The sequence below is a fragment of the Nonomuraea sp. NPDC049637 genome (assembly GCF_040675235.1).
Classification (GTDB): Bacteria; Actinomycetota; Actinomycetes; order Streptosporangiales; family Streptosporangiaceae; genus Nonomuraea.
This window is the reverse complement of the sequence record NZ_JBFAOM010000045.1, coordinates 37,731-59,985: the sequence shown is the minus strand read 5'-3', so window position 1 is coordinate 59,985 and position 22,255 is coordinate 37,731. Positions and strand designations below refer to the sequence as shown.

General features: G+C 72.6%; 15 protein-coding genes. 10 read left to right on the top strand and 5 right to left on the bottom strand.

Annotation, left to right across the window (positions count from 1 at the left end; all coding sequences use genetic code 11):
- Positions 1-41: 41 nt before the first annotated feature.
- Together AB0J71_RS40150 and AB0J71_RS40145 are read right to left on the bottom strand one after the other, a co-directional pair.
- Positions 42-2,027 carry a right-handed parallel beta-helix repeat-containing protein gene (locus AB0J71_RS40150; RefSeq protein ID WP_364419354.1) on the bottom strand — a complete coding sequence of 662 codons (1,986 nt, stop codon included), beginning with the start codon at positions 2,025-2,027 and terminating at the stop codon, positions 42-44.
- A gap of 47 nt (positions 2,028-2,074) precedes the next feature.
- Positions 2,075-3,205: an ROK family transcriptional regulator gene (locus AB0J71_RS40145; RefSeq protein WP_364393036.1), complete on the bottom strand. Its 1,131-nt coding sequence runs from the start codon at positions 3,203-3,205 to the stop codon at positions 2,075-2,077.
- 132 nt (positions 3,206-3,337) lie between these two features.
- Here AB0J71_RS40145 and AB0J71_RS40140 point away from each other — a divergent pair, with 132 nt between their 5' ends.
- The 7 genes from AB0J71_RS40140 to AB0J71_RS40110 are packed head-to-tail and all read left to right on the top strand — an operon-like array spanning position 3,338 to position 13,246.
- A complete protein-coding gene (locus AB0J71_RS40140; protein ID WP_364419352.1) occupies positions 3,338-4,615 on the top strand; it encodes a Gfo/Idh/MocA family oxidoreductase in 1,278 nt (425 codons plus the stop codon).
- Positions 4,616-4,620: 5 nt separating this feature from the next.
- Positions 4,621-5,916, top strand: a complete 1,296-nt coding sequence (locus AB0J71_RS40135) for an extracellular solute-binding protein (protein WP_364419350.1) — start codon at positions 4,621-4,623, stop codon at positions 5,914-5,916.
- A 1-nt stretch (position 5,917) separates the two neighbouring features.
- Positions 5,918-6,868 (top strand): sugar ABC transporter permease, encoded by a 951-nt coding sequence (locus tag AB0J71_RS40130; RefSeq protein ID WP_352328248.1) that lies wholly within the window; start codon positions 5,918-5,920, stop codon positions 6,866-6,868.
- A complete protein-coding gene (locus AB0J71_RS40125) occupies positions 6,865-7,758 on the top strand; it encodes a carbohydrate ABC transporter permease (RefSeq protein WP_364419348.1) in 894 nt (297 codons plus the stop codon). Before AB0J71_RS40130 ends, AB0J71_RS40125 begins: the two co-directional genes overlap by 4 nt.
- A 20-nt stretch (positions 7,759-7,778) precedes the next feature.
- Positions 7,779-10,124 (top strand): discoidin domain-containing protein, encoded by a 2,346-nt coding sequence (locus AB0J71_RS40120; protein WP_364419346.1) that lies wholly within the window; start codon positions 7,779-7,781, stop codon positions 10,122-10,124.
- 22 nt (positions 10,125-10,146) lie between these two features.
- Positions 10,147-11,847: a beta-galactosidase family protein gene (locus AB0J71_RS40115; RefSeq protein WP_364419344.1), complete on the top strand. Its 1,701-nt coding sequence runs from the start codon at positions 10,147-10,149 to the stop codon at positions 11,845-11,847.
- Positions 11,840-13,246, top strand: coding sequence for a glycoside hydrolase family 20 protein (locus AB0J71_RS40110; protein ID WP_364419342.1), 1,407 nt, complete (start codon positions 11,840-11,842; stop codon positions 13,244-13,246). The genes AB0J71_RS40115 and AB0J71_RS40110 overlap by 8 nt, the downstream gene beginning before the upstream one ends.
- Positions 13,247-13,265: 19 nt before the next feature.
- Here the strand turns inward: AB0J71_RS40110 and AB0J71_RS40105 are convergent, their stop codons facing one another.
- Together AB0J71_RS40105 and AB0J71_RS40100 are read right to left on the bottom strand one after the other, a co-directional pair.
- Positions 13,266-13,754: a hypothetical protein gene (locus tag AB0J71_RS40105; RefSeq protein ID WP_364419340.1), complete on the bottom strand. Its 489-nt coding sequence runs from the start codon at positions 13,752-13,754 to the stop codon at positions 13,266-13,268.
- Complete coding sequence (locus AB0J71_RS40100; protein ID WP_364419338.1) at positions 13,751-14,887, bottom strand: hypothetical protein; 1,137 nt, start codon at positions 14,885-14,887, stop codon at positions 13,751-13,753. Before AB0J71_RS40100 ends, AB0J71_RS40105 begins: the two co-directional genes overlap by 4 nt.
- A gap of 143 nt (positions 14,888-15,030) precedes the next feature.
- On the opposite strand from AB0J71_RS40100, the gene AB0J71_RS40095 reads away from it, so the two are divergent.
- Complete coding sequence (locus tag AB0J71_RS40095) at positions 15,031-15,633, top strand: TetR/AcrR family transcriptional regulator C-terminal ligand-binding domain-containing protein (protein ID WP_364419336.1); 603 nt, start codon at positions 15,031-15,033, stop codon at positions 15,631-15,633.
- 6 nt (positions 15,634-15,639) lie between these two features.
- Here AB0J71_RS40095 and AB0J71_RS40090 read toward each other — a convergent pair whose 3' ends face one another.
- A complete protein-coding gene (locus tag AB0J71_RS40090; RefSeq protein ID WP_352330376.1) occupies positions 15,640-16,650 on the bottom strand; it encodes a hypothetical protein in 1,011 nt (336 codons plus the stop codon).
- A 114-nt stretch (positions 16,651-16,764) separates the two neighbouring features.
- Between AB0J71_RS40090 and AB0J71_RS40085 the strand changes: the two genes are divergently transcribed.
- Together AB0J71_RS40085 and AB0J71_RS40080 are read left to right on the top strand one after the other, a co-directional pair.
- Positions 16,765-18,564 carry a hypothetical protein gene (locus AB0J71_RS40085; RefSeq protein WP_364419334.1) on the top strand — a complete coding sequence of 600 codons (1,800 nt, stop codon included), beginning with the start codon at positions 16,765-16,767 and terminating at the stop codon, positions 18,562-18,564.
- A gap of 202 nt (positions 18,565-18,766) precedes the next feature.
- Complete coding sequence (locus tag AB0J71_RS40080; RefSeq protein WP_364419332.1) at positions 18,767-22,252, top strand: S8 family serine peptidase; 3,486 nt, start codon at positions 18,767-18,769, stop codon at positions 22,250-22,252.
- Positions 22,253-22,255 lie beyond the last annotated feature (3 nt).

Below are 22,255 nucleotides of genomic sequence, written 5' to 3'. Positions count from 1 at the left end.
TCGCGCCGGGGATCCCGGCGCGACCTCGGTGAGGGAGGGGCTCAGCGGGTCGTGATCTCGCTGACGGACAGGTTGCCCCAGGTGTGGTTGGCGGCCTTGACGACCAGGCGCACCTGGGTGGTGGTGACCGGCGCGGGCAGCGGCACCGACCGGCGTTCGACCGTGGCGGTGTTGCTCGCCCAGCTGATCGCCGCGCCGGCCGTCCGGGTCACCCAGGCCGAGCCGTCCCAGGTCTGGACGTCGAGGGAGGTGATGCCCTGGCCCTGGCCGAAGTGGGTGGCCAGCACGACCTCGCCGACCGTCCTCGCGTTGGGGAAGGTGAGGGTGACGGTGCCCGGATAGGTGACGCCGGAGGACGGGCTGGCCCAGGTCGTGTAGTCCCAGCCGTCGGTGAGGGCGGCGGGGGTGGTGCTCTGGCCGTTGCCGAAGGAGGTGGTCACGGTCGCGGCCGGCTCGGACAGGCCCGCGCCCGCGGTCCGCTGGACGGCGCCGAGGTCGGGCATGCCCGAGGGCAGGGCCGTGCCGGAGACGTCGCGGCCGCCGTCGGAGGCGATCTCCAGGCCCTGCCGCAGGACCGGGGAGGACGCCGTCGGGAGGTAGCCGGACAGGTCGGCCGGCGTGGTGGCGGCGCCGGGGGCGGTCAGCAGCGGGTTGCCGGACAGGGCCGCCCGGTCGCCGCCGGGGACCGGCCCGGAGTAGTAGAGGTTGCGGTCGTACTGCACGGCGCCGCCGTCGTTGTAGGGCAGGTTGGCGCCGTTGTGGATGACGTTGTTGCGCAGCCGGATGTTGCTCACCGAGCTGCTCCACACCTTCACCAGGCTGAACGAGGCCCGGTCCGGATGGTTCTGGATGAACGGCGTCAGCGGCACCCAGACGGTGTTGTTGTAGGCGTCGATGTTCCTGGCGTTGGTGGAGAAGGCGAAGACCTGGTTGGCGTCGTTCTGGCTGACGTTGTAGCGGATGGTCGCCTCGGCCGGTCCGGTGCCGGTCGAGACGGCGATGAAGAAGCCGCCCTCGTTGTCGTGGCTGAAGTTGTACTGGACCAGGCTGCGGTGGACGGAGGCGTCGGCGTCGAAGGCGTTGCCGTCGCTGGCCAGGCCCCAGTACTTCGTCCCGGACACCTCGTTGAACTGGACCACGGTGTCGTCGGCCCCGGCCCACCAGATGCCGACGTTGCCGTGGTTCTGCGCGGTCCTGGCGACCCGGTTGCGTTCGATGAGCGCGCCCTGGGCCTGCATGACGGTGATGCCGCCCGCCGAGATGTCGTGCACGTCGTTGCCGCGGACGACCACGCCCGTGCTCGGCGTCCAGGGCCGGTAGTCGGCGGCGGGGATGCCCATGAGGTCGCTCCACAGGGACGTCCAGCCTTCGCGCTGCATCCACTGCGACCAGGTGACGATCCCGTACGAGCGGGAGTCGGCGACCTCGTTGTCCTCGATGAGCAGGTCCTGGTAGTAGGTGGCGGTGTTCTTGCCCAGCGCGCTGACGATGATCCCGCCCGCCGACGGGTTGGAGGACTGCGATCCGGAGGTGGCGCCCTGGATGGCGTGCACGTAGTTGCCGCGCACGGTGATCCGGGGGACGGCGCCGAGGTCGGTCGCGGTGACCGCGATGCCGATGCGCGGCGTGCTCCCCGACCCGGTGTTGGTCACCTCGAAGCCGTCCAGGACGACGTCGTGCAGGTCGGCCAGCTTGACGGTCGCGTCCACGACGCCGCCGCCGGCGATGGACGGCCGGGCGCCGGCGCCGTAGGAGGTGAAGGTGACCGGGCTGCCGGCCGAGCCCGAGCCGCGCGGCGCGCGCCGGCCGGTCCACTGCCCGCCGGCCTTGAAGCGGACGGTGTCGCCGGGCTGGAACGTCTGGGCGTTGACCTTGTCCAGGGTCCGCCACGCGGTGGACGGGGAGTGCCCGTCGGCCGCGTCGTTCCCTGCGGGGTCGACGTAGTAGGAGGTGGCGGCGTAGGCCGGGGCAGGCGCGGCTGCGAAGGTCAGGACCAGCGCGGCGCACGGTAAGAGAACTCGGAACACGGCAGCTCCTTGGGAGGTGACGGTCGGGCGCCCGAGTTACTAATTAATCAAGGTTTAATATCTTGCCTGAAGAGGGTCAGGTCAAGAGGGAGATCCACGTCGTAGAGAAGCTCGTCCACGTGGTTGAGCGCGTGCCGTACGGCGCCGAGCACGACGGCCTGGTCGGCGAGGGTGGAGATCTCCAGGGCGGGCGGTTCGAGGCAGAGCGGGTCCAGGTGGCGGCGCAGCGGCTCCATGAGCACGTCGCCCGAGCGCGAGACGCCGCCGCCCACCACCACCAGGTCGGGGTCCACGGTCAGCACGATGGCGGCGATGCCCTCGGCCAGGTCGTGCGCGTACTGCTCGACCGCCCACCGGGCGGCGGGGTCGCCCTCTCTGGCCGCGGCGAAGACCAGCCCGGCCACCTCCTCCGGCGCGGCGCCGGGGGCGAAGCGCGCCAGGTGGTCGGGCGCGCGGTGCCAGCCGACCAGGTGCAGCGCGCCGATCTCCCCCGCCATGCCGCGCCCGCCGCGGTGCAGCTCGCCGCGCACCAGGATGCCGGCGCCGGTGCGCACGCCCGACAGCACGAACACCACGTCGTCCACCTCGCGGGCCACGCCGGCCCACCGTTCGGCCAGGGCGGCGAGGTTGCAGTCGTTCTCCACCAGGACCCGGCAGGGGTAGTCGCGGCCCACCTCGGCGGCCAGGTCCAGGCCCGTCCACTCGGGCAGCCCCACGCACAGGCGGACCGTCCCGGACGGGCTCACCACGCCGGTGGTGCCCACAGCCACCGACAACACCTGGTCGGCGGTGACGCCGGCCTCCCGCAGCGCGGCCGCCATCGTCGCGCGGACGGCGGCCAGCCGCTCGGCCCTGCCGTAGTCGGCCTGGACGCGGGTGAAGCCGAGCCCGACGGGCTCGCCCTCCAGGTCGGTCACCTGGGCGCGGACGCTGGAGGAGCCGATGTCGACGCCGACGACGTAGCCGGTCGTGGCCCGGAACCGGTAGAGGCGGGCCGGCCTGCCCATCTGGCCGGCCTCGGGGGCGACCTCCTCCAGCCATCCGTGCCCGTGCAGCTCCTCGACCAGGCCCTCCACGGTCGGCCTGGACAGCCCGGCGCGGCGGGCCAGGTCGGTGAGCGGGACGACGCCCGCCGCGCGGATCGCCCGCAGCGTCGCGATCATGTTGATCCGCCGCAAGCGATGTGCGTCGCTTCCTTGGAGCGCGACCTTCCGCATGGACCCCCCTTGACAGTGCTGCCTGGCGACCAATACAAACAGGGACTAATAAAAACAGCTTTAATTACTAAGTGGCAAACCGGAAGGACATCGATGTCGGAACCCGTCGTCACGCTCGCCGTCGCGGGCGCGGGGCTGCGGAGCACGCTGTACGCCCGCCGGGCCCTGACGACCGGCCGCGCGAGGATCGTGGCCGTCGCCGAGCCTGATCCGCGACGCCGCGCCGCCTTCGCCGCCGAGCACGGCATCGCACCCGGCAACGTCTTCGCCGACTGGGCCGACCTCGTCGCGGCGGGCCGGCTGGCCGACGCCATGATCATCGGCACCCAGGACCGGATGCACGCCGAGCCCGCGGTCGCCGCGGCCGACCTCGGCTACCACATCCTGCTGGAGAAGCCGATGGCCCCGACCGAGGAGGAGGCCGCGCGCATCACCGAGGCCGCCGAGCGCAACGGGGTCATCCTGGCCGTCTGCCACGTCATGCGGTACACCGACTACACGCGGGCCCTGAAGTCGCTCGTCGACCGGGGCGCCGTCGGCCAGATCATGAACATCCAGCACCTGGAGCAGGTCGGCTGGTGGCACCAGGCGCACTCCTTCGTCCGCGGGAACTGGCGCAACGAGGCGGAGTCGGCTCCGCTGCTGCTGGCCAAGGCCTGCCACGACCTCGACTGGATGGCCTACATCAAGGGCAGTCTGCCGCACCGGGTCTCCTCCTTCGGCGATCTCGTCTATTTCCGCCAGGAGCAGGCCCCGGCCGGCGCCACGGCCAACTGCCTCGACTGCCCGGTGGAGGCCGCCTGCCCGTACTCGGCCAAGCAGCTCTACCTGGGCTGCCTCGGCGACCCGGACAAGGAATGGTGGCCGCTGTCGGCGGTCACCGCCGACCACACGGAGCAGGGCGTGCTGACCGCGCTGCGCGAGGGCCCGTACGGCAGGTGCGTGTTCGCCTGCGACAACGACGTGGTCGACAGCCAGGTGGTGAACCTGGAGTTCGCCGACGGCGCCACCGCCTCGTTCACCGTCACCGCCTTCGCCGCCCTGGAGCACCGCAAGACCCGGATCTTCGGCACGCACGGCTCCATCGAGGGCGACGGCGTGCGCCTGCGCCTGCACGACTTCCTCACCGACCGGATCACCGAGATCGACACCCGGACCGGCGCCGGGGCCTCGATGGCCGGCGGCCACGGAGGCGGCGACGACGGCCTGATGGACGCCTTCCTCGACGCCGTGGCCTGCGGCGACCCGGCGATGATCCGTTCCAGCGGTCACGAGAGTTTGGCCACGCACCGCGTGGTCTGGGCGGCCGAGCGCGCCCGCCTGTCCGGCACGGTGATCACTCTCGCCGAGCCCTCCCCCCTTGAAAGGTGACAACCATGACCAACGTCCTCTCCCGGACGGCCGCGCTGGTGGCGGTCGGCGCGCTCGCGTTCGGTGTGACCGCGTGCGGCAACAAGAACAGCGGCGGCCCGGCCGGGCAGACCGGGCAGAAGTCCCTGGTCTACCGCTCCTCCTGGGGCGAGCAGGAGCCGCAGGCCAAGATCTTCAAGGCGATTCTGGACGACTTCGCCAAGCAGAACAACGTCAAGGTGGACGCGAAGTTCGTCGGCCGCAAGGGCACCGAGAACCTGCCCACCGAGATGGCCGCCGGCCAGGGCCCCGACCTGTTCGACGTCGCGACCGACAACCTGCCCGGCTGGCGGGCCCAGAACCTGAACGCCCCGCTGGACGACCTGCTCACCAAGCAGGTGCCCGGCGAGGGCAAGACCGTCGGCGACGTGCTGCCGGAGTCGGTCCGGCAGGCCGCCTCCGACGACAAGGGGCTGGGCTTCCTCCCGCACACCGTGATCTCCACCGCCGTCTGGTACGACGCCGCCAAGCGCCCCGAGCTGGCCGAGAACCCGCCGCGCAGCTGGGCGGACCTGATCGCGTTCCTCGACAAGGAGAAGGCCGCCGGCCGGACCGGCATCGGCCAGGACGGCACGATCCCGTTCTACAACGTCTACTGGTTCTACTCGGCCCTGGTCCGCGCCAACGGCGCCGGCAGCCTGCTGGCGCTGTCGAAGGACGCCGCCGCCTGGGACAAGCCCGAGGTGCTGGCCGCCGCCAAGCAGGTCGAGCAGCTCACCAAGGGCGGCTACTTCCAGAAGGACCACATGGCCACGAAGTACCCGGCCGCGCAGGACGACTGGGCGCAGGGCAACTCCGCCCTGAACATCAACGGCACCTGGCTGGCCAGCGAGGTCAAGACGAAGACCCCGGCCGGCGCCAAGATCCGCTCCTTCCAGCTCCCCGTCGGCGGCAAGAACTCCGTCGAGGTCGGCGCGCTCGGCTGGGGCGTCAACGTCAAGGGGAAGAACGTCGAGACGGCCAAGGAGTTCCTGGCCTTCGCGCTGCAGAGCAAGCACCTGAGCCGCATCTCCACCGAGGCGCTCAACATCCCCTCCCGGCCCGACATCCCCGCCCCCGACTTCCTCGCCGACGTGCAGAAGGCGATCGCCGAGGCGCCCGCCGTGCACAAGACCTACGACACCCTGGCCGCCGACAAGGCCTACTGGGTCGACCTCCTGCTGCCCCTGGACGACCAGCTCCTGGCGGGCAAGATCGACGCCGCCGAGTTCGTCGCGCAGGGCAAGAAGAAGACCGCCGACTACCTCGCGAACAAGGGCTGACATGGCATACGGCTCCCTCGTTGCGGAGACGGCGCTCCCGTCGCGGGATCCGTACCGCGGCAAGATCCTGCGGCCGGCGCGGGAACGGGCCTTCTGGCCCTTCCTGCTGCCCGCGCTCGCGCTCTACACGCTGCTGTTCGTGCTGCCCTCCTTCTACGGCGTGTGGGTCAGCCTGTACCGCTGGGCCGGTCCCGGCGCCGAGATGGAGTGGCGCGGCCTGCGCAACTACCTGGCGCTGCTGCGCAACGACGCGTTCCTGCAGTCGTTCGCCAACACGTTCCTCCTGGCGGTGGCGGGCGGCGCGCTGGTCTTCGGGATCACGTTCCTGTCGATGATGGCGCTGCGCCACCTGAAGGGACGGGCCTTCATCCGGTCCGTCGTCTTCCTGCCGATGATCATCTCGGCGATCGCGGTCGGCGCCGCGGTCGGGTTCCTGCTCAACCCCGGCGGCGTCGTCAACCAGGTGCTGGGCTGGGCGGGCATCGACGGGCTCCCCTGGCTCGGCCCCGACCTGGTCTTCCGGTGCGTCATCGGCGGGCTGGTCTGGTCCTCCACCGGCTTCTACATCGCGCTGATGATGTCGGCCGTGGACGGCATCCCGCCCCACCTGTACGAGGACGCGGTGCTCGGCGGCGCGACCAAGTGGGAGCAGTTCCGCCACATCACGCTGCCGCTCACCTGGGACGTGTTCGCGGTCGCCGCCGTGTTGTGGGTGGTCAACAGCCTCAAGGTGTTCGAGATCGTGATCGCCTTCACCACCGGCGGCACGCCCGGCGCCCCGCCGCTGCAGGCCAGGACCGTGGCCGTGCAGCAGTACACGGTGATCACCGGGGGCGGCGTGCCCGAACTGGGGTCCGGCGCCGCGATGGGGGTGGTGGTGACCCTGATCACCATCGTGCTGATCGTCCTGGTGCGCCGCATCACCCGCCGAGAGAGCGTGGAGCTGTCATGACGACCGTCCCGGTGAGGCGTCCGCTGGCCCGGCTGCTGGGCGACCTGCTGGTGCCCCGGCTGACCGCCGTCGCCCTGTGGGCGTGGGTGGCCTTCAACCTGGCCCTGGTCGCCTGGGTCGGCCTGCAGTCGCTGAAGTCCTCCGGCGAGGTGTGGCTGCACCCGTTCGCGCTGCCCGACTCCCCCGCCTGGGAGAACTACGACTCGGCCTGGCAGGCCGGCCAGTTCTCGATCGCCGCGCTCAACAGCGTCGTGCTGACCGCGCTCGGCTCGTTCCTCATCGTCGCGATCGCGGCGCCCGCCGCCTACGCGCTGTCGCGGTCGTCGCGGCGGATCGCCGGGCCGATCACCGGGTTCTTCGCCGTCGGGCTGAGCATCCCGCTGCAGACCATGGCGATCCCGATCGTGGTGGCCAAGCTGTCGGTCTACACGTTCATGGAGGACTGGGTCACCGGCTGGTGGGACAACCGCATCACGCTGCTGGTGTTCGAGGTCGTCCTGTCGCTGCCGTTCGCGGTGTTCGTCCTGACCGGCTACTTCCGGTCGCTGCCCAGGGAGGTCGAGGAGGCCGCCGAGCTCGACGGCGCCGGGCCGCTGACGGCGTTCGTCCGCGTGATCGCGCCGCTGGCCCGGCCGGGCCTGACCACCGTGCTCGTGCTCAACGTGATCGGCCTGTGGAACTCCACCCTGCTGGTCCTGCTCATCACCCCGCTGCCCGAGGAGCGCACGCTGCCGGCGGCCCTGCTCAACCTGTACTCGACCATGCAGTACAGCTCCGACTGGGGCGGCCTGTTCGCCGGGATCGTGATCCTCATCTATCCGATGGTCATCCTCTACATCTGGCTCGGCCGGCGGGTCGTCGAAGGCATGACGGCCGGTATCGGCAAATGACCTGGAAAGGACGCCCGCTCTTGCGCGTCATCGTCACCGCTTTAACGCTGTTCGCCGGACTCCTGGCCGCCACCCCCGCGCAGGCCGCGACCGGCACCACCTACTACGTCGACGCCTCGGCCGGCGACGACGCCGCCGACGGGTCGAGCCCGGCCACCGCCTGGCGGAGCCTGGACAAGGCGAGCGGGCTGAGCCTCGGCCCCGGCGACCGGCTGCTGTTCCGGGCCGGGCAGCGCTGGACCGGCCGGCTCACCCTGAAGGGCGCGGGCAGGCCCGGCGCCCCGGCGACGGTCGGCTCCTACGGCCAGGGCGCCAAGCCGCTGATCGAGGGCGGCGGGCTCGACGGCGCCGCCGTCACGATCGCCGACGTGCACGACTTCGTCGTGGACGGCCTCCAGGTGACCAACGGCGACGGCCGGGCCGTCTACCGCACCGGCGTCAACCTGTACGCCAAGGACTCCGGCAGGCTGGCGAACGTCACCCTGCGCAACCTGGACATCCACGACGTGGACGGTGCCGGCGGCCACAGCGTCGCCACCGCCGGGCTGCTGATCTCGATCCGGGGCAACCGCACGCCGACCTGGTTCGACCGGCTGGTGGTCGAGAACAACGAGATCTCGAAGATCGGCTCCTACGGGATCATCATGTGGTCCACCTGGTCCCGGCGCAACGGCATGACCAGCCTCTACCCGGTCGAGACCGGCATCCCCGACAGCGAGGTGGTCACCTGGACGCCGAGCACGGGCGTCGTCATCCGCGGCAACCGCGTCCATGACGTGACCGGCGGCGGCATCACCCCGATGCACACCAAGGGCGCGCTGGTCGAGGGCAACAAGGTCGAGCGGGCGGTGACCGGCCGCACCAAGCCGACCGGCGGCAACGTCGGCATCTGGTGGCAGGGCAACGACGACCTCGTCGTCCAGCGCAACGAGGTCAGCGGCACCGGGTTCAACGGGCCGGGCTCCGACGGGCACGGCTTCGACTCCGACGCCGACAACAACCGCAGCATCGTGCAGTACAACTACAGCCACCACAACGACGGCGGGTTCTTCATCGCGGTGTCCTTCGCCGGCGCGCCCACCCGCGACACCGTGGTGCGCTACAACGTCAGCGAGAGCGACGGCTACGAGGTGTTCGGGCTGTCCACGGCCACCCACGGCACCGACATCCACCACAACACCGTCTACGCCGACGGCCGGGTGGTCGAGGTCAAGCCGCCGCTGGCCGGGGCCGGCCGGTATCCGCTGGGCAAGGTCGTGCGGATCTACAACGACGCGGCGGGCGTCACGGTGCGCGACAACGTGTTCCTCAACGCGGCCGGCGCCGGGTTCGACGGCAAGAACGGCGCGATCTACGACCACAACCTGTACTGGGGCACGCCGCAGCCGCCGACGGGGCCCGACCACAAGGCGATCGTGGCCGACCCCCGGCTGGCCTCCCCCGGCTCCGGCGGCCTGGCCGGTTACCGCCCGCTCGGCGGCTCGCCGGTGTCCGACGCGGGCGTGAGCGTGCCCGCCGTCTCCGACCTGGCCGGCACGCCCGTCCCGGACGCGGCGCCCGACCTCGGGGCGTACCAGCGGGCCGTCCCGCTCCCCGACGTGCGCAGCACGTTCACGCCCCAGGGCCACCTGGAGCGGCTGGCCGACCGCGACCCGGCCACCTTCTGGCAGAGCGGGCCCAAGCCGCGTTTCCCCGGCAACGTCGACCTGACCTACGCCGTGCCCCGCACGTTCAGCCGGGTCGAGGTCAGCGGCTCGCCGGACATCGTGTTCGACGTCCAGACCTCCGCGGACGGCCGTACCTGGCAGACCAGGGCGAGCGGCGCGAAGCAGGCGGTGACGCTGCCCGCGGAGGTCACCACGCGCCGGGTGCGGCTGGTCGTCACGGGCGAGGGCCGCTTCCGGATCGGCGAGGTGCGGCTGAGCGTGCCCGCCGCCACCGAGCCGTACCTGCCGCCCGGCGGCGTGCCGGTGGCCACCTCGTCGTTCGTGTCGGCGTCGGCGCTGGAGAACCTGATCGACGGCGACCCCGGCACGCCGTGGGCCTCGGCCTCGACCGGGGTGACCTTCCCCGGCGACATCACCGTCGACTACCGCACGCCGCGGGCCGTCTCCGAGGTCACCCTGCACACCGCCTGGGCCAAGGGCCAGGGCATCACGGACGTCTCGCTCCAGACCTGGGACGGCGACTCCTGGGTCACCCGGGTCGACCATCACCTCATCGACTGGCCGTCCAGCAGCGCCACCGTCGAGACCAGCACGATGCGGCTGCCCGCGCCGGTGTCCACCCAGAAGATCCGGCTGATCGTCCACAAGGCGAACCTCGAATGGGGCAACCTCGCCCTCTACGAGATCGTCACCCGCTGACCAGATCAGGAGAATTGAAGGCATGACTCAGGTGCTGTCGGGAGCGATGCACTACTTCCGGGTCCTTCCCGAGCAGTGGCGGCAGCGCCTGGCCATGCTGCGGGCCATGGGCCTGGACACCGTCGAGACGTACGTGGCCTGGAACCTGCACGAGCCGCGGCCCGGCCGCTTCGACTTCACCGGCCGGGCCGACCTGGGCCGCTTCCTGGACCTGGCGGCCGAGGAGGGGCTGCGGGCGATCGTGCGGCCGGGGCCCTACATCTGCGCGGAATGGGACAACGGCGGCCTGCCCTGGTGGCTGCTCGCCGACCGGGACGCCCGGCTGCGCTGCCACGACGAGACCTTCCTCGGCCACGTCGGGCGCTTCTTCGACGAGGCGATCCCGATCGTCGCCGCCCGGCAGGTCACCCGCGGCGGCAACGTGATCATGGTCCAGGTGGAGAACGAGTACGGCTCCTACGGCTCCGACCGGCGCTACCTGGCCTGGCTGGCCGACGGGCTGCGCGAGCGCGGCCTGGACGTCCCGCTGTTCACCTCCGACGGCGCGATCGACCACATGCTCTCCGGCGGCGCCCTGCCGGGCGTGCGGGCGACGGTGAACTTCGGCTCCGACCCCGAAGGCTCCTTCGCCGAGCTGGCCCGCTTCCGGCCCGAGGACCCGCCGGCGTGCATGGAGTTCTGGAACGGCTGGTTCGACCACTGGGGCGACACCCACACCACCCGGGACGCCGCCGAGGTGGCCGGCATCCTGGAACGCATGCTGGCCGCGGGCGCGTCGGTCAACCTCTACATGGCCCACGGCGGCACCAACTTCGGCACCTGGGCCGGCGCCAACCTGGGCGGCGACCTGCAGGACGGCGCATACCAGCCGACCGTCACCTCCTACGACTACGACGCCCCGATCGACGAGCGGGGCGCGCCGACAGAGAAGTTCTGGGCGTTCAGGAAGGTGCTGGCCGCCCACCGGGAGGGCCAGGTGCCCGAGCCGGCGCCGCTGCCGCCGACGCTGCCGCCCGGCGCCGTCGAGCTGACGCAGTCGTTGCGGCTGTTCGACGCGCTCCCGCCGGTCGCGGGCCGCTCGGCGCGCCCGCCGACGTTCGAGGAGCTCGGGCTGGCCCACGGCCTGGTGCTGTACCGGGCCACCGTGCACGGGCCGCGGGGTCCGTACGAGCTGCACGTCGACGGCCTGGCCGACCGGGCCCACCTGTTCGTGGACGGCGAGCCGGTGGCGGTGCTCGAACGGGACCGGCTGACCGGCGTGCCCGTCGCGGTGCCCGGCCCGTCGGCGGTGGTGGAGCTGCTGGTCGAGTCGATGGGCCGGGTCAACTACGGCCCCCGGCTGGGCGACCGCAAGGGCATCGTCGGCGGCGTGCGGCACGAGCGGCAGTACGTGCACGACTGGGAGGCCGTGCCCATCCCGCTGGACGACGTGTCCGGGCTGCCGTGGGGCCGTACCGGCGCGACGACCGGGCCCGTCTTCCACCGCGGCACGCTCACCGTGGCCGAGCCGCGCGACGCCTACCTCGCCCTGCCCGGCTGGACCAAGGGGTACGTCTGGGTCAACGGGTTCTGCCTGGGCCGCTACTGGGACCGGGGCCCCCAGCGCACCCTCTACCTGCCCTGGCCGCTGCTGCGCGCGGGCGGCAACGAGCTCGTCGTCCTCGAACTGGACGGCTGCCGGGCGCCGGTCGTGGAGATCCGGGAGGAGGCCGGCCTTGGGTAACCCGTGCCCGGTCGTCGTCCCCCGGCTGCAGCAGTGGGACGGCGGCGCCGGCGTGCTCCCCCGGGCCGCGCTGGCCAGGGTCGTGAGCGACGAGACCGCCCTGCGCGACCGGCTGGCCCGGGAGATCGGGCAGGTCACCGGCCTGACCCTGGCCGCGGCCGGCGGGCCGGCGGGCGCCGGCGACGTCGTCCTGACCCTCGACCCGGCGCTGACGTGCGAGGCGGGCGGCGCCCGCTTCGCCGAGGAGGGCTACCTGCTCGCCGTCACCGGCGAGCAGGTGCGGATCTCCGCGCCCACGCCCACCGGCCTGTTCTACGGCACGCGCAGCCTGCTGCAGATCCTGCGCACCACCGCCGGCCTGCCGGTGGGCGCCGCCGCCGACTGGCCCGACTACCCGGTGCGCGGCTTCATGCTGGACGTGGGCCGCCGCTTCTTCACGCCGCGCTTCATCCGCGAGCAGCTGGCCGTCATGGGCTGGTTCAAGCTCAACGAGCTGCAGCTCCACCTCAACGACAACGGCTTCCTGGCCCCTGACGGCACCTGGTCGCAGGTGCAGGCGGGCTTCCGGCTGGTGCCGGAGGATCCCGCGCTGGCCGGGCTGGCCTCGGCCGACGGCGCCTACGACCGGGCGGACTGGGACTCCTTCGAGGAGGCGGCGGCGGCCGAGGGCGTCACCCTTGTCCCCGAGATCGACGCGCCCGCCCACTCGCTGGCGTTCGTCCGGTTCCGTCCCTCGATCGGGCTGGGCGACGACCACCTGGACCTGTCGAAGCCGGAGGCCACGCAGTTCGTCAAGGACGTGTTCACCGAGTTCGTCCCCTGGTTCCGCGGCCCGCACGCGCACTTCGGCGCCGACGAGTACCTGGCCGACGAGCCGCGCTACCGGGAGTTCTTCAACGCGATGGCGGCCCACCTGCGGGCGCTGGGCAAACGTCCGCGCGCGTGGGGCAGCCTGACCAGGATGGCGGGCGGCGTCCCCGAGGGCTACGACCGGGACGTGGTGATCAACTGCTGGGCCACCGTCTGGTACGGCCCGCACGAGGCCGGGCGGGACGGCTACTCCTTCGTCAACACCAGCGACTCCCTGCTCTACATCGTCCCGGCCGCCACCTACTACCACCCCGACGGCCTGGACGGCGAGTACCTGTACGACCACTGGGCGCCGCATGTCTTCCCCGACGGCCAGAGCGTGGCCCCCGGCGATCCGCGGCTGCTGGGCGCCATGTCGGCGGTGTGGAACGACATCACCGCGGCGCCCTACACCGAGGACGACGTGCGCGACCTGGTCGAGCCCACCTTCGCCGTCCTGGCCCAGAAGATGTGGAGCGGCGCGGGGGGCATGCCGTACCGCGCCTTCATGGACGCCGTGCGGGAGGCCGGCGGGCCGGCGCGCCCGTAGCGGTGGGGGGCGGGTTCCCTCAGGGACGGACGGCGGGCACGATGCGCCAGTCCCGCTGGAAGACGAGGTTGTGCAGGTCGGCGGCGGCGATGGCGCGCAGGACGGGGACGAGCTCCGCCGCCTGCGCCGCGTCCGCGACGTTGAGCGGCCACTCCCCGACGGTGGCGCCCCGCAGGTGCGGATGGTGGAAGCCGGCGCCGTAGTGGGCGGTCAGGGTGATCGGCGTGAGGCCGACCGCCCGTTGCGCCGGCCACGACAACGTCCAGGAGGCGAAGCTGCCGCCCGCGGCGTCGGCCCGGGGGCCGGTGGCCTCGACGGCGCCGGCGCCCAGCAGGAGGTGCCGGTCGAACTCGGCCAGCACCTGCCGGGCGGGCGCGTCGAGGAGTTCGGCGGCCCGGCGGAAGGCGTCCTGCTTGCCCTGGCGGGTGACGTGCCCGGCGTGGGTGCCGTCGCGCAGGTCGGCGAAGTGGCGGACGAGCGCCTCAAGGGGGGCAGGGGGAAGGTTCATCGGTGGTCCTCTCGATGGTCGGACGGGCCCGGCCCGCGCAGAGCCCGCGCGAGCAGCCGGAGAAGGGGACGGTCGGGACGCAGCACGTCGCCGTGGACGGCGCCCGGCGGGCGGAGCAGCCGCACCGGGACGCCGTGCCGCCGTGCGCCCAGACCAGCAGCCCGGCGGGCGGCAGGTCCTGCGGCCGATGGACGCGGACCGGCACGGGAGGCGAGCCGGGCAGGACGAGAGGTGACCACGACGGCTCCCGTCGTCCGCCGGTCTCGGCGATCACCGTGTCGCTGGGCTGAAGGTCCATGATGTGCTCCGCGAGGACGGGGACGGCGGGTCAGGCGTGCGCGCGGTCGCGCCGGCCGCGCAGGAAGATCGCCGCGACCAGGACGCCGACCAGGACGAGCGCCGCGTTGACCGCGATCGCGACGGTGACGCCGTGCAGGACGGCCGCGCCGGTCACGGCCCCGGCCGTCGCGGCGGTGACGATCGCGGACATGATCGGGGTGCCCATGGTGATGCCGATCTGCTGGGATGCTGACCGCCTGCAGCAGCCCGCCGCCGACCAGCACGGTCACGGTCGAGGTGCGGGCGATCGCCTTCGGGGCGAGCAGGCCGCCGGCCACGGCGCCGAGTCCGAGCACGCCGAACGACAGCCCGGCGGCCAGGGCGGTGAAGCCGAGGGTCTTCTGCAGGTAGAGGATGAGCAGGTACACCAGGGACGTCTCGGTGACGAAGGCCAGCAGGCCGAGCAGGTTGCCCCAGGCCACGGTCGGCTTGCGCAGGACGTGCAGCGGCACGAGCGGCGCGGCGGCGCGGCGTTCGACCAGGTGGAACAGGCCGAGCAGGACGGCCCCGGCCAGCAGCCCGGTCAGGGCGAGGGGGTGGGTCCAGCCGTGCTCGCCGGCCTGCGTCAGGCCATAGACGACGCCGAGCAGCCCTAGGGTCACGGTGAGCGCGACGGGCAAGTCGAGCCGGGGACGCTCGGCGGGCCGGGACTCGGCGATGTTCAGGATCGAGAAGTCGACGGCCAGCATGAACTGGGCGACCAGGAGCACCGCGAGGACGAGGCGCAGGCGGCCGGTCAGACGCCGCGGCGGAGCCTGGGCGGTGGACGCGGGCAGGGGTGTGGTGGTGGTCATGGCAGGGCTTTCCCTCGGGCGTGCCGGTCGGCATGCCGCCACAAACGGTTCTTTAGTTCCGTTAAGATGCGAGAACAGTAGCACCGGAACCGACGCTAAGAGAACTCTGGTTCCGATAAGGGTTCGAACGAGGAGGAGTCCGCATGGCCGCCGTCCCACCGCCGGGTGCCGTCCGTCCTGGGGGGCGTACCGCCCGCGTCCGCGAGGCCGTCCTGCGGGCGGCCGGCGACACCCTGGTCGAGAAGGGCTTCGCCGGGCTCGACCTCGCCGACATCGCCCGCCTCGCGGAGGTCGGCAAGACCACCGTCTACCGCCGCTGGGGCACGCCCGGCGCGCTCGCCGCCGACCTCCTCAAGGACATGGCGGAGACCTCGCTGCCCCGCGCCCGCAACGGCGACGTGCGGGCGGACCTGCGCGACAACGCGCGCCTGGTCGTGAAGACCCTCACCGACCCCCGCCAGGGACGCCTGTTCAAGGCGCTGATCGCCGCCTCGCTCTGCGACGGGGAGGCCGCCCGGGCGCTGCAGCGGTTCTACGCCGTCCGCATCGAGGAGTGGGCCGGCTGCGTCACCGACGCCGTCGCGCGCGGCGAGCTGCCGCCCGGCACCGACCCGCGCCGGGTGATCGCCGCCGTGTCCGCGCCCCTTTACTACGCCCTGCTCAACACCGGGGAGGCCCTCGACGAGGCCGCCGCCGACCGGGCCGCCGCGGCGGCGCTGGCGGCGGCCCGTGCCGGGGCCCTGTGAGCCTCGTCAGATCCTGAGCTCGGCGTAGACCGTGTCGAGGTAGGCGGCGAAGTCCGCGGTGTACTCCCGGTACCGCCCGCGCCAGCGCTCCAGGTCGGCGGCCGACACCGAGGAGCCGAGCACCGCCGTCAGGTGGGCGATGAGGAAGGTGTCGTCCTGGCCGGCCTCGAACCGCACCCGGCTCTCGACGATCTCGAAGCGGCGCATGAGGTCGAGGCGGAGCAGCTGGTAGAGGAAGGACTCGGCGGCGAACCTGAGGGACTCCGGCATCTCCTTCGAGATCGACTGCGGGCCGTGGTACCAGGAGAGGTAGACGGCGTCGTCGAAGATCTCGAACCGGTAGGTCGCGGTGTCCTCGATGTAGGCCAGGTCCACCGGGCAGATGTGCCGGTAGTCGAACAGCGCGACCGTGCTCATGATGAGCTCCTCGCGCAGCTCCTCCGACAGGGTGGAGTTGTCCTTGCCCGCCAGCCTGGCCCAGGTGGTCCGGTCGGTGGCGCGGCGCGAGATGGCCAGCCGGTCGCCGGGGTTGAGCATCGCGACCCGGACCTGGTGGGGGAAGTGGCGGGACCTGGCCAGCCGGGCCGACACGTAGCGGGCGCTCGGGCCGCAGAAGGCGTAGAAGCCGGTGGCCTCCAGGCTCGTGGTCACGTCCTTGTTGAAGGCGTCCCCGTACGTGCCGTCCACCGGGTCGAAGGACGGGTAGACGGCCGTCGGCATGAAGCCCTTGTGCATCGAGGCCACCTCGGTGCGCAGCCCCGTGGCCAGGTCGTCCAGGTGCTGGGCGATGTTCTCCTCCATGCTGCGCTGCTGCACCTGGGAGCTCAGGACGGAGAACACGACGGCGAAGGCGACGGACGCGATCAGGTTGAGGCCGATCGAGGAGAGCACCGCCGCCCTGGTGAGGGCCGGGTCGAAGAAGACCATGAGCACCGCGGCGAGCAGGGTCACCGCACAGGAGAGGCCGAAGGCGTACCAGCTCAGGGTGTTGCGAAGCTTGCGCGGGGGCGTTGACATGCAGAGATCTCGCTTCGTCGCCGAGTGTCGCCATGATCCCCGATCCCGTTCCATGCTAACCGCGCCGGCGGCCCGGCGCGGAGTGCCCGGAAGGCGTGCCGGCCGAATATGATCATGCGCATCGCCGCCTTCCTCCGGGCCGTCGCCCGCCACCGCTACGGGCGTCCGGCCGCCGTCGCCGTCGCGCTCTACATGACCGGCGCCGCGGTCACCGCCTGGTACGACGGTGGGCGGTGGTTCGTCGCCGTCGCGACGGCCGGCGTCCGGCCGGGGGATGGCGAGGCGCGGCTCCTGCCCGCGGCGATCTGCGTGCTCAACGCGTGGGCGCTGTGGCAGATCCTGCGCGGGCCCGTCCGGGCGGGCGCCGGGGCGTTGCCGCGTGACGTGGTGTGGCTGCGGCGCCTGCTCTACGCGGACGTGGCCGGCGACCTGCTGCTCTGGGACCTCCTCGACCGCCTGTCCGGCCTCGCGGAGTACGTCGCGCGCTGGGCCGTGTGGGCCGCCACCATGCTGCTGCTGGTGCGGGTGCTCACCGGGGTCACGGCCCGGTTCCGGATGATCGCGCTCGGGCTCGGCCTGGCCGGGGTGCTGGGTGCGGCGTTGCGGCCGTTCACCGAGATCCCGCTGCTGTCGCTGTCGGTCCCGCTGGTGCTGGCGACGCTGGCGTGCAAGGCGATGATCATTGCCGGCCAGGGACGCGACGGCCGGTTCGGCGCCGTCACGCTCGCCGTCGGCTGGACGGCCCTGCTGGTGCCGCAGGCGTACTCGCTCCTCCAGGCCGGGCGGCTGACGTTCGACGGTCTGTCGCTCGTCGTGCAGGCACTCGACGGGCTGCTCGTCGTGTGGGCGGCGCGCACCGCGCACGAGCTCGCCGTGCCCCGCCAGGATGCCCCCGTGGCCGGAGCCGGGCAGGCGCCGCGGCTGCTCGCCGCCGCCGCGGTCCTGCTCGTGCTGCCGATGGCGGTCGTCGGCGCTGAGCGGGACGCCCGGCTCACCTACACGGCCGCGGACGAGGGCTGCCGCGACCGGCTCCGGCCCGCGACCGGCCTCGGCCCGGAGGAGCGGCGGCGGTCGTTCCTCTGCCTGGCCAGGAGCGACACCTTCGCCGCGGGCACGATGTTCCCCGGACGGCTGCCCGACCAGCGCGTCCTGGCCTACGGCGGACAGCTGTGCGCGCTGCCCGGCGACCAGGAACGGCTCGCGCTGCACGGGCGGGCCGGCGGCGTGGGGGACGCCATCGAGCTGGCCGCGGCCCTGGAGTACCTGTGCCCCGGCATCGTCGCCCGGCAGACCGCCGACGCCGACCGCCGCCAGGCCGAGCACGACCTTCAGGAGGCCAGGTGGAAGGCCGAGGCGAACGCCCGGTGCACTGACCCGTGGCCCCGGGTGCGGGCCAGGCGGCAGGGCACGGCTGCGTACATGTTGTTCGAGGGCGGCGGCTACGCCGTCTTCGACGACCGCGACGACAGCGCGGGCGACCCCGGTGACATCTTCGACAGCAGCGAGGAGGCCGCCGACATCTTCGACGCCGTCGAGGACGGGTTCATCGACGCCGCGGGCAGCGGCGCCGCCATCGTGACCGCCGAGGAGAACGCGCCGATGTGCCTGACGGTCAAGGCGTTCGACCGCGCCCCGCCGCTGCGGCTCGCCGGCTGGGACCGGGTGGTCGAGGTGGGCGTCGCCAGCCGCAGCGGCCGCCTGGTGGTGCCGGCCTACCCCGAGGGCGGCGACAGCGGGGCGGCCGGGCCGCTGCCCAGCCTGGCCGTCGCCGGTCCCGGCCGCTACCGGCTGCGCGTGCACGCCCGCACGGTGCCCTGGGACGAGGACGACCCCGACGCGCCGCTGGAGGAGCACCTGATCGTGGTCTATCCCGGCCGCTCGACGGAGAAGGTCGTCCACCGCCCGCGCGGCTGACCTCGCCGGATCCGGGCGTCGTGGGTGAACGTCGGCACCGTGTCGCAATCACGACATGGCAGACAAACGGCACGGGTGACACCTGGCGCTCCGCGCGTCCGATCACCCACTCTCGTGTGCACTGGTTGTTGCTACGAGAGGTTTCACCCCCATGCACTGGTCCGCCCATGTGACGGTGGCAGGAGTCACCACGGCCGCCCTGTTGAGCTCCCCCTTAGCGGCGGCCTCGGCCGCGGCCGAGCCCGGCGGCGGGAGCGTCCACCGCGTCACGCTGATCACCGGGGACGTGGTGACCGTCAGGCAGGCCGAGCCGGGCAGGCAGGCGGTGGAGGTGAAGCCGGGGCCGGGCCGCGAGCGGATGGCGTTCAGCACCACCGAGGAGAACGGCGAGCTGCGCGTCCTGCCCAAGGACGTCGTGCCCCTCCTGGCGGCCAAGCGGCTGGACCCGGCCCTGTTCTCGGTCACCCGGCTGATCGCCCAGGGGTACGACGACGCCAGGTCGGACAAGCTGCCGCTGCTGTTCCTCTACGACGGCGCCGCGCCGAAGAGCGCGTCCGCCCCCGAACTGGAGAGCGTCAACGGCCGGGTGGTCGCCGCCGACAAACGCACGATCGGCGGGTTGTGGAAGTCGCTCGACGGGCAGCGGGCCACGCTGTCGCAGGGCGTGTCGAAGATCTGGCTGGACGCCAAGGTCAAGGCCACCCTCGACCACAGCGTGCCGCAGGTGGGCGCGCCGGAGGCGTGGCAGGCCGGGTTCGACGGCAAGGGCGTCAAGGTCGCCGTGCTGGACACCGGCGTCGACGTCACCCACCCCGACCTGGCCGGACGCGTCAAGCAGAGCAAGGTGTTCACCGGCGAGCCGAGCGTCCGGGACGGCAACGGGCACGGCACCCACGTGGCCGCCACCATCGCCGGCGGCGACGGCCGGAAGGGCGTCGCCCCCGGCGCCGAGCTGATGGTCGGCAAGGTGCTCGGCGACGACGGCTCGGGCACCCTGTCCGGCGTCATCGAGGGCATGGAGTGGGCCGCCGCCGAAGGCGCGTCGGTGATCAGCATGAGCCTCGGCGGCAGCCCGACCGACGGCACCGACCCGCTCAGTGAGGCCGTGAACACCCTCACCGAGCGCACCGGCGCCCTGTTCGTGGTCGCCGCGGGCAACGACGGCGCGGCCTACTCCATCGGCACGCCCGGCGCGGCCACCTCGGCGCTGACCGTCGGCGCGGTGGACGGCAAGGACGCGCTCGCGGAGTTCTCCAGCCGCGGCCCGCGCCTGGACGACGCGCCCAAGCCCGACCTGACCGCCCCCGGCGTGGCCATCGTCGCGGCCCGCGCGGCGGGCACCAGCATGGGCGAGCCGGTGGACGAGCGTTACACGGCCGCGTCCGGCACCTCGATGGCCACGCCGCACGTCGCCGGGGCCGCCGCGATCGTCAAGCAGCGCCACCCCGCCTGGACGGCCAGGCAGATCAAGGACGCGCTGATCGGCTCGGCCAAGCCCGTCCCCGGCCAGCAGATCGACGACGCCGGCGCCGGCCGCCTGGACGTGGCCCGCGCGGTGCGCCAGGGCGTGACCGCGACCGGCGTGGTCGACCTCGGCAAGCACCAGCAGGACCAGGGCCCCGCCACGGCCGAGGGCACCATCACCTACGCCAACGGCACGGCCGCCCCCGTCACGCTGGAGCTGGCCGCCACCCTCGACAAGGCCGAGCTCAGCGCCAGATCCGTGACGGTCCCGGCGGGCGGCACCGCCGACGTCAAGGTCACGGTGGACCTGGCCGAGCTCTCCTTCGGCCGGTACGGCGGGCTGGTCACCGCCACGGCGGGCACGGAGCAGGTGCACACCACGCTGGCGCTGACCTGGAAGGGACCGCAGCACAAGGTCCGCTTCACCGCCGTCGACGCCGCGGGCAGGCCGACCGGCGCCGACACGCTGTCGATGTTCGGCGCGTCGCAGCAGGACGACCTGTTCACCTGGCTGCCCCAGGAAGGGCTGACCGTGGAGGTGTCGGAGGGCACCTACATGACGCAGTCGCTCAACCTGGGCGGCGGCTGGGGCCGCACCCACCCGCGGGACGGCATGGTCGTCATCCCCGAGCTCAAGGTCGACCGCGACCTGGACGTGGTGCTCGACCTCCGCAAGACCACCCCGGTGACCATCAGAACCAGGGAGCCCGCCGAGCAGGTGGGCATCTACACCTACTTCACCCATCGCGCGTTCGGCTCGCGCAAGATCTCCCAGGGCGTCATGAACTTCGACGTCATCGAGGGGCTCAACGTCTCGCCGACCCAGCCCGTGCGGGACGGCTCGTTCGAGTTCGCCTCGCGCTGGCAGCTCGTCGCGCCGAAGCTCACCGCCCGCGTGCCCGGCTCGGGCGAGCCGTATCCGATGGGCTTCCTGGGCAGGTCGCCGGGCGTGGACGGGCGGCACATGTGGCGGCTGTCCGACGGGGTCGCCGGGTCCAAGGGCAAGGCCGCGGTCATCCGCAGCGAGGACATCGACTGGTCCGACCCGTCCGGGGCCGCGATCAAGGCGGGCGCGGTCGCCGTGATCCTGGTGCTGTCCCCCGACGACGCGTTCGGCCACGACTGGAAGCCGGTCGGGGCCGACCTGCCGATCCCGGCGCTGGTGATCGCCGGCGACGACGGGCAGCGGATGCTGGAGCGGATGCGGAAGGGCAACGCCAAGCTGGAGGTCACCGGGCAGATGGACTCGCCCTACCTCTACGACGTCATGCAGGTCTCCGGCGGCCGGGTGCCGGACAAGATCGTGCACGAGGTGAACGACGGCAACACCGCCCGGGTCACCACGACGTATGCCGACAACGGCGGCTTCGGCTGGGCCAAGGAGCAGCGCTTCGGCTGGCGTCCCTGGCAGTCGTACGCGCTGGGCCAGCAGATGGAGACCCAGCGGATCGTCAGGACGCCGCTGCGCCGCACCGAGTACATCAGCGCCGACGGCTCCTACTGGCAGCACCTCGTCAACCACCAGTACGTCTGGGACGAGATGGGCCGCCTGCTCGACGGCATGACCGAGCAGCCGCGCACCTACCAGCCCGGCGCGCGGATCAGCGAGAGCTGGCACGCCCCGGTGGTCCGCCCGGCGATCCCCGGCTGGCTCAAGCCGTCCACCCGGGAGGGCGACACGATGGAGATCCGCGTCCCCGAGTTCGTGGACTCCTCCGGGCACGTCTCCCGCGCGGGCGTCGACAACGACACCTCCTCGGCCCGGTTCTTCCGCGACGGCACGCTGGTGGCCGAGCGCGACGCCGCCTGGGGCGCGTTCCCCGCAGCGCCGCAGGAGGCCGCCTACCGGCTGGAGCTGTCCACCAGCCGCACCTCGCAGGAGTGGACGACGGCCGTCGCGACCGAGACGGCCTGGACGTTCCGCTCCAAGCCGGGCGACCGGGTGCTGCCGCTGCTGCAGGTCGACTATGACGTGCGCCCGGAGCGCCCGGGTCTGGTGGGCTTCGCCGTACGGCATCAGGAGGGCGTGACCGGGGCGCGCGCCAAGGACCTCAAGCTGGAGCTGTCCTACGACGACGGCGCGACGTGGCGGCGGCAGCCGGTGATCGCGCTCGGCGGCGGCCGCTACGACGCGATCGTGCTGCGCCCGCACCCGTCGCTGCGGGTGACCGCCACCGACTCGGCCGGCAACACGGTCCAGCAGACGGTGATCAGGGCCTACTGATCG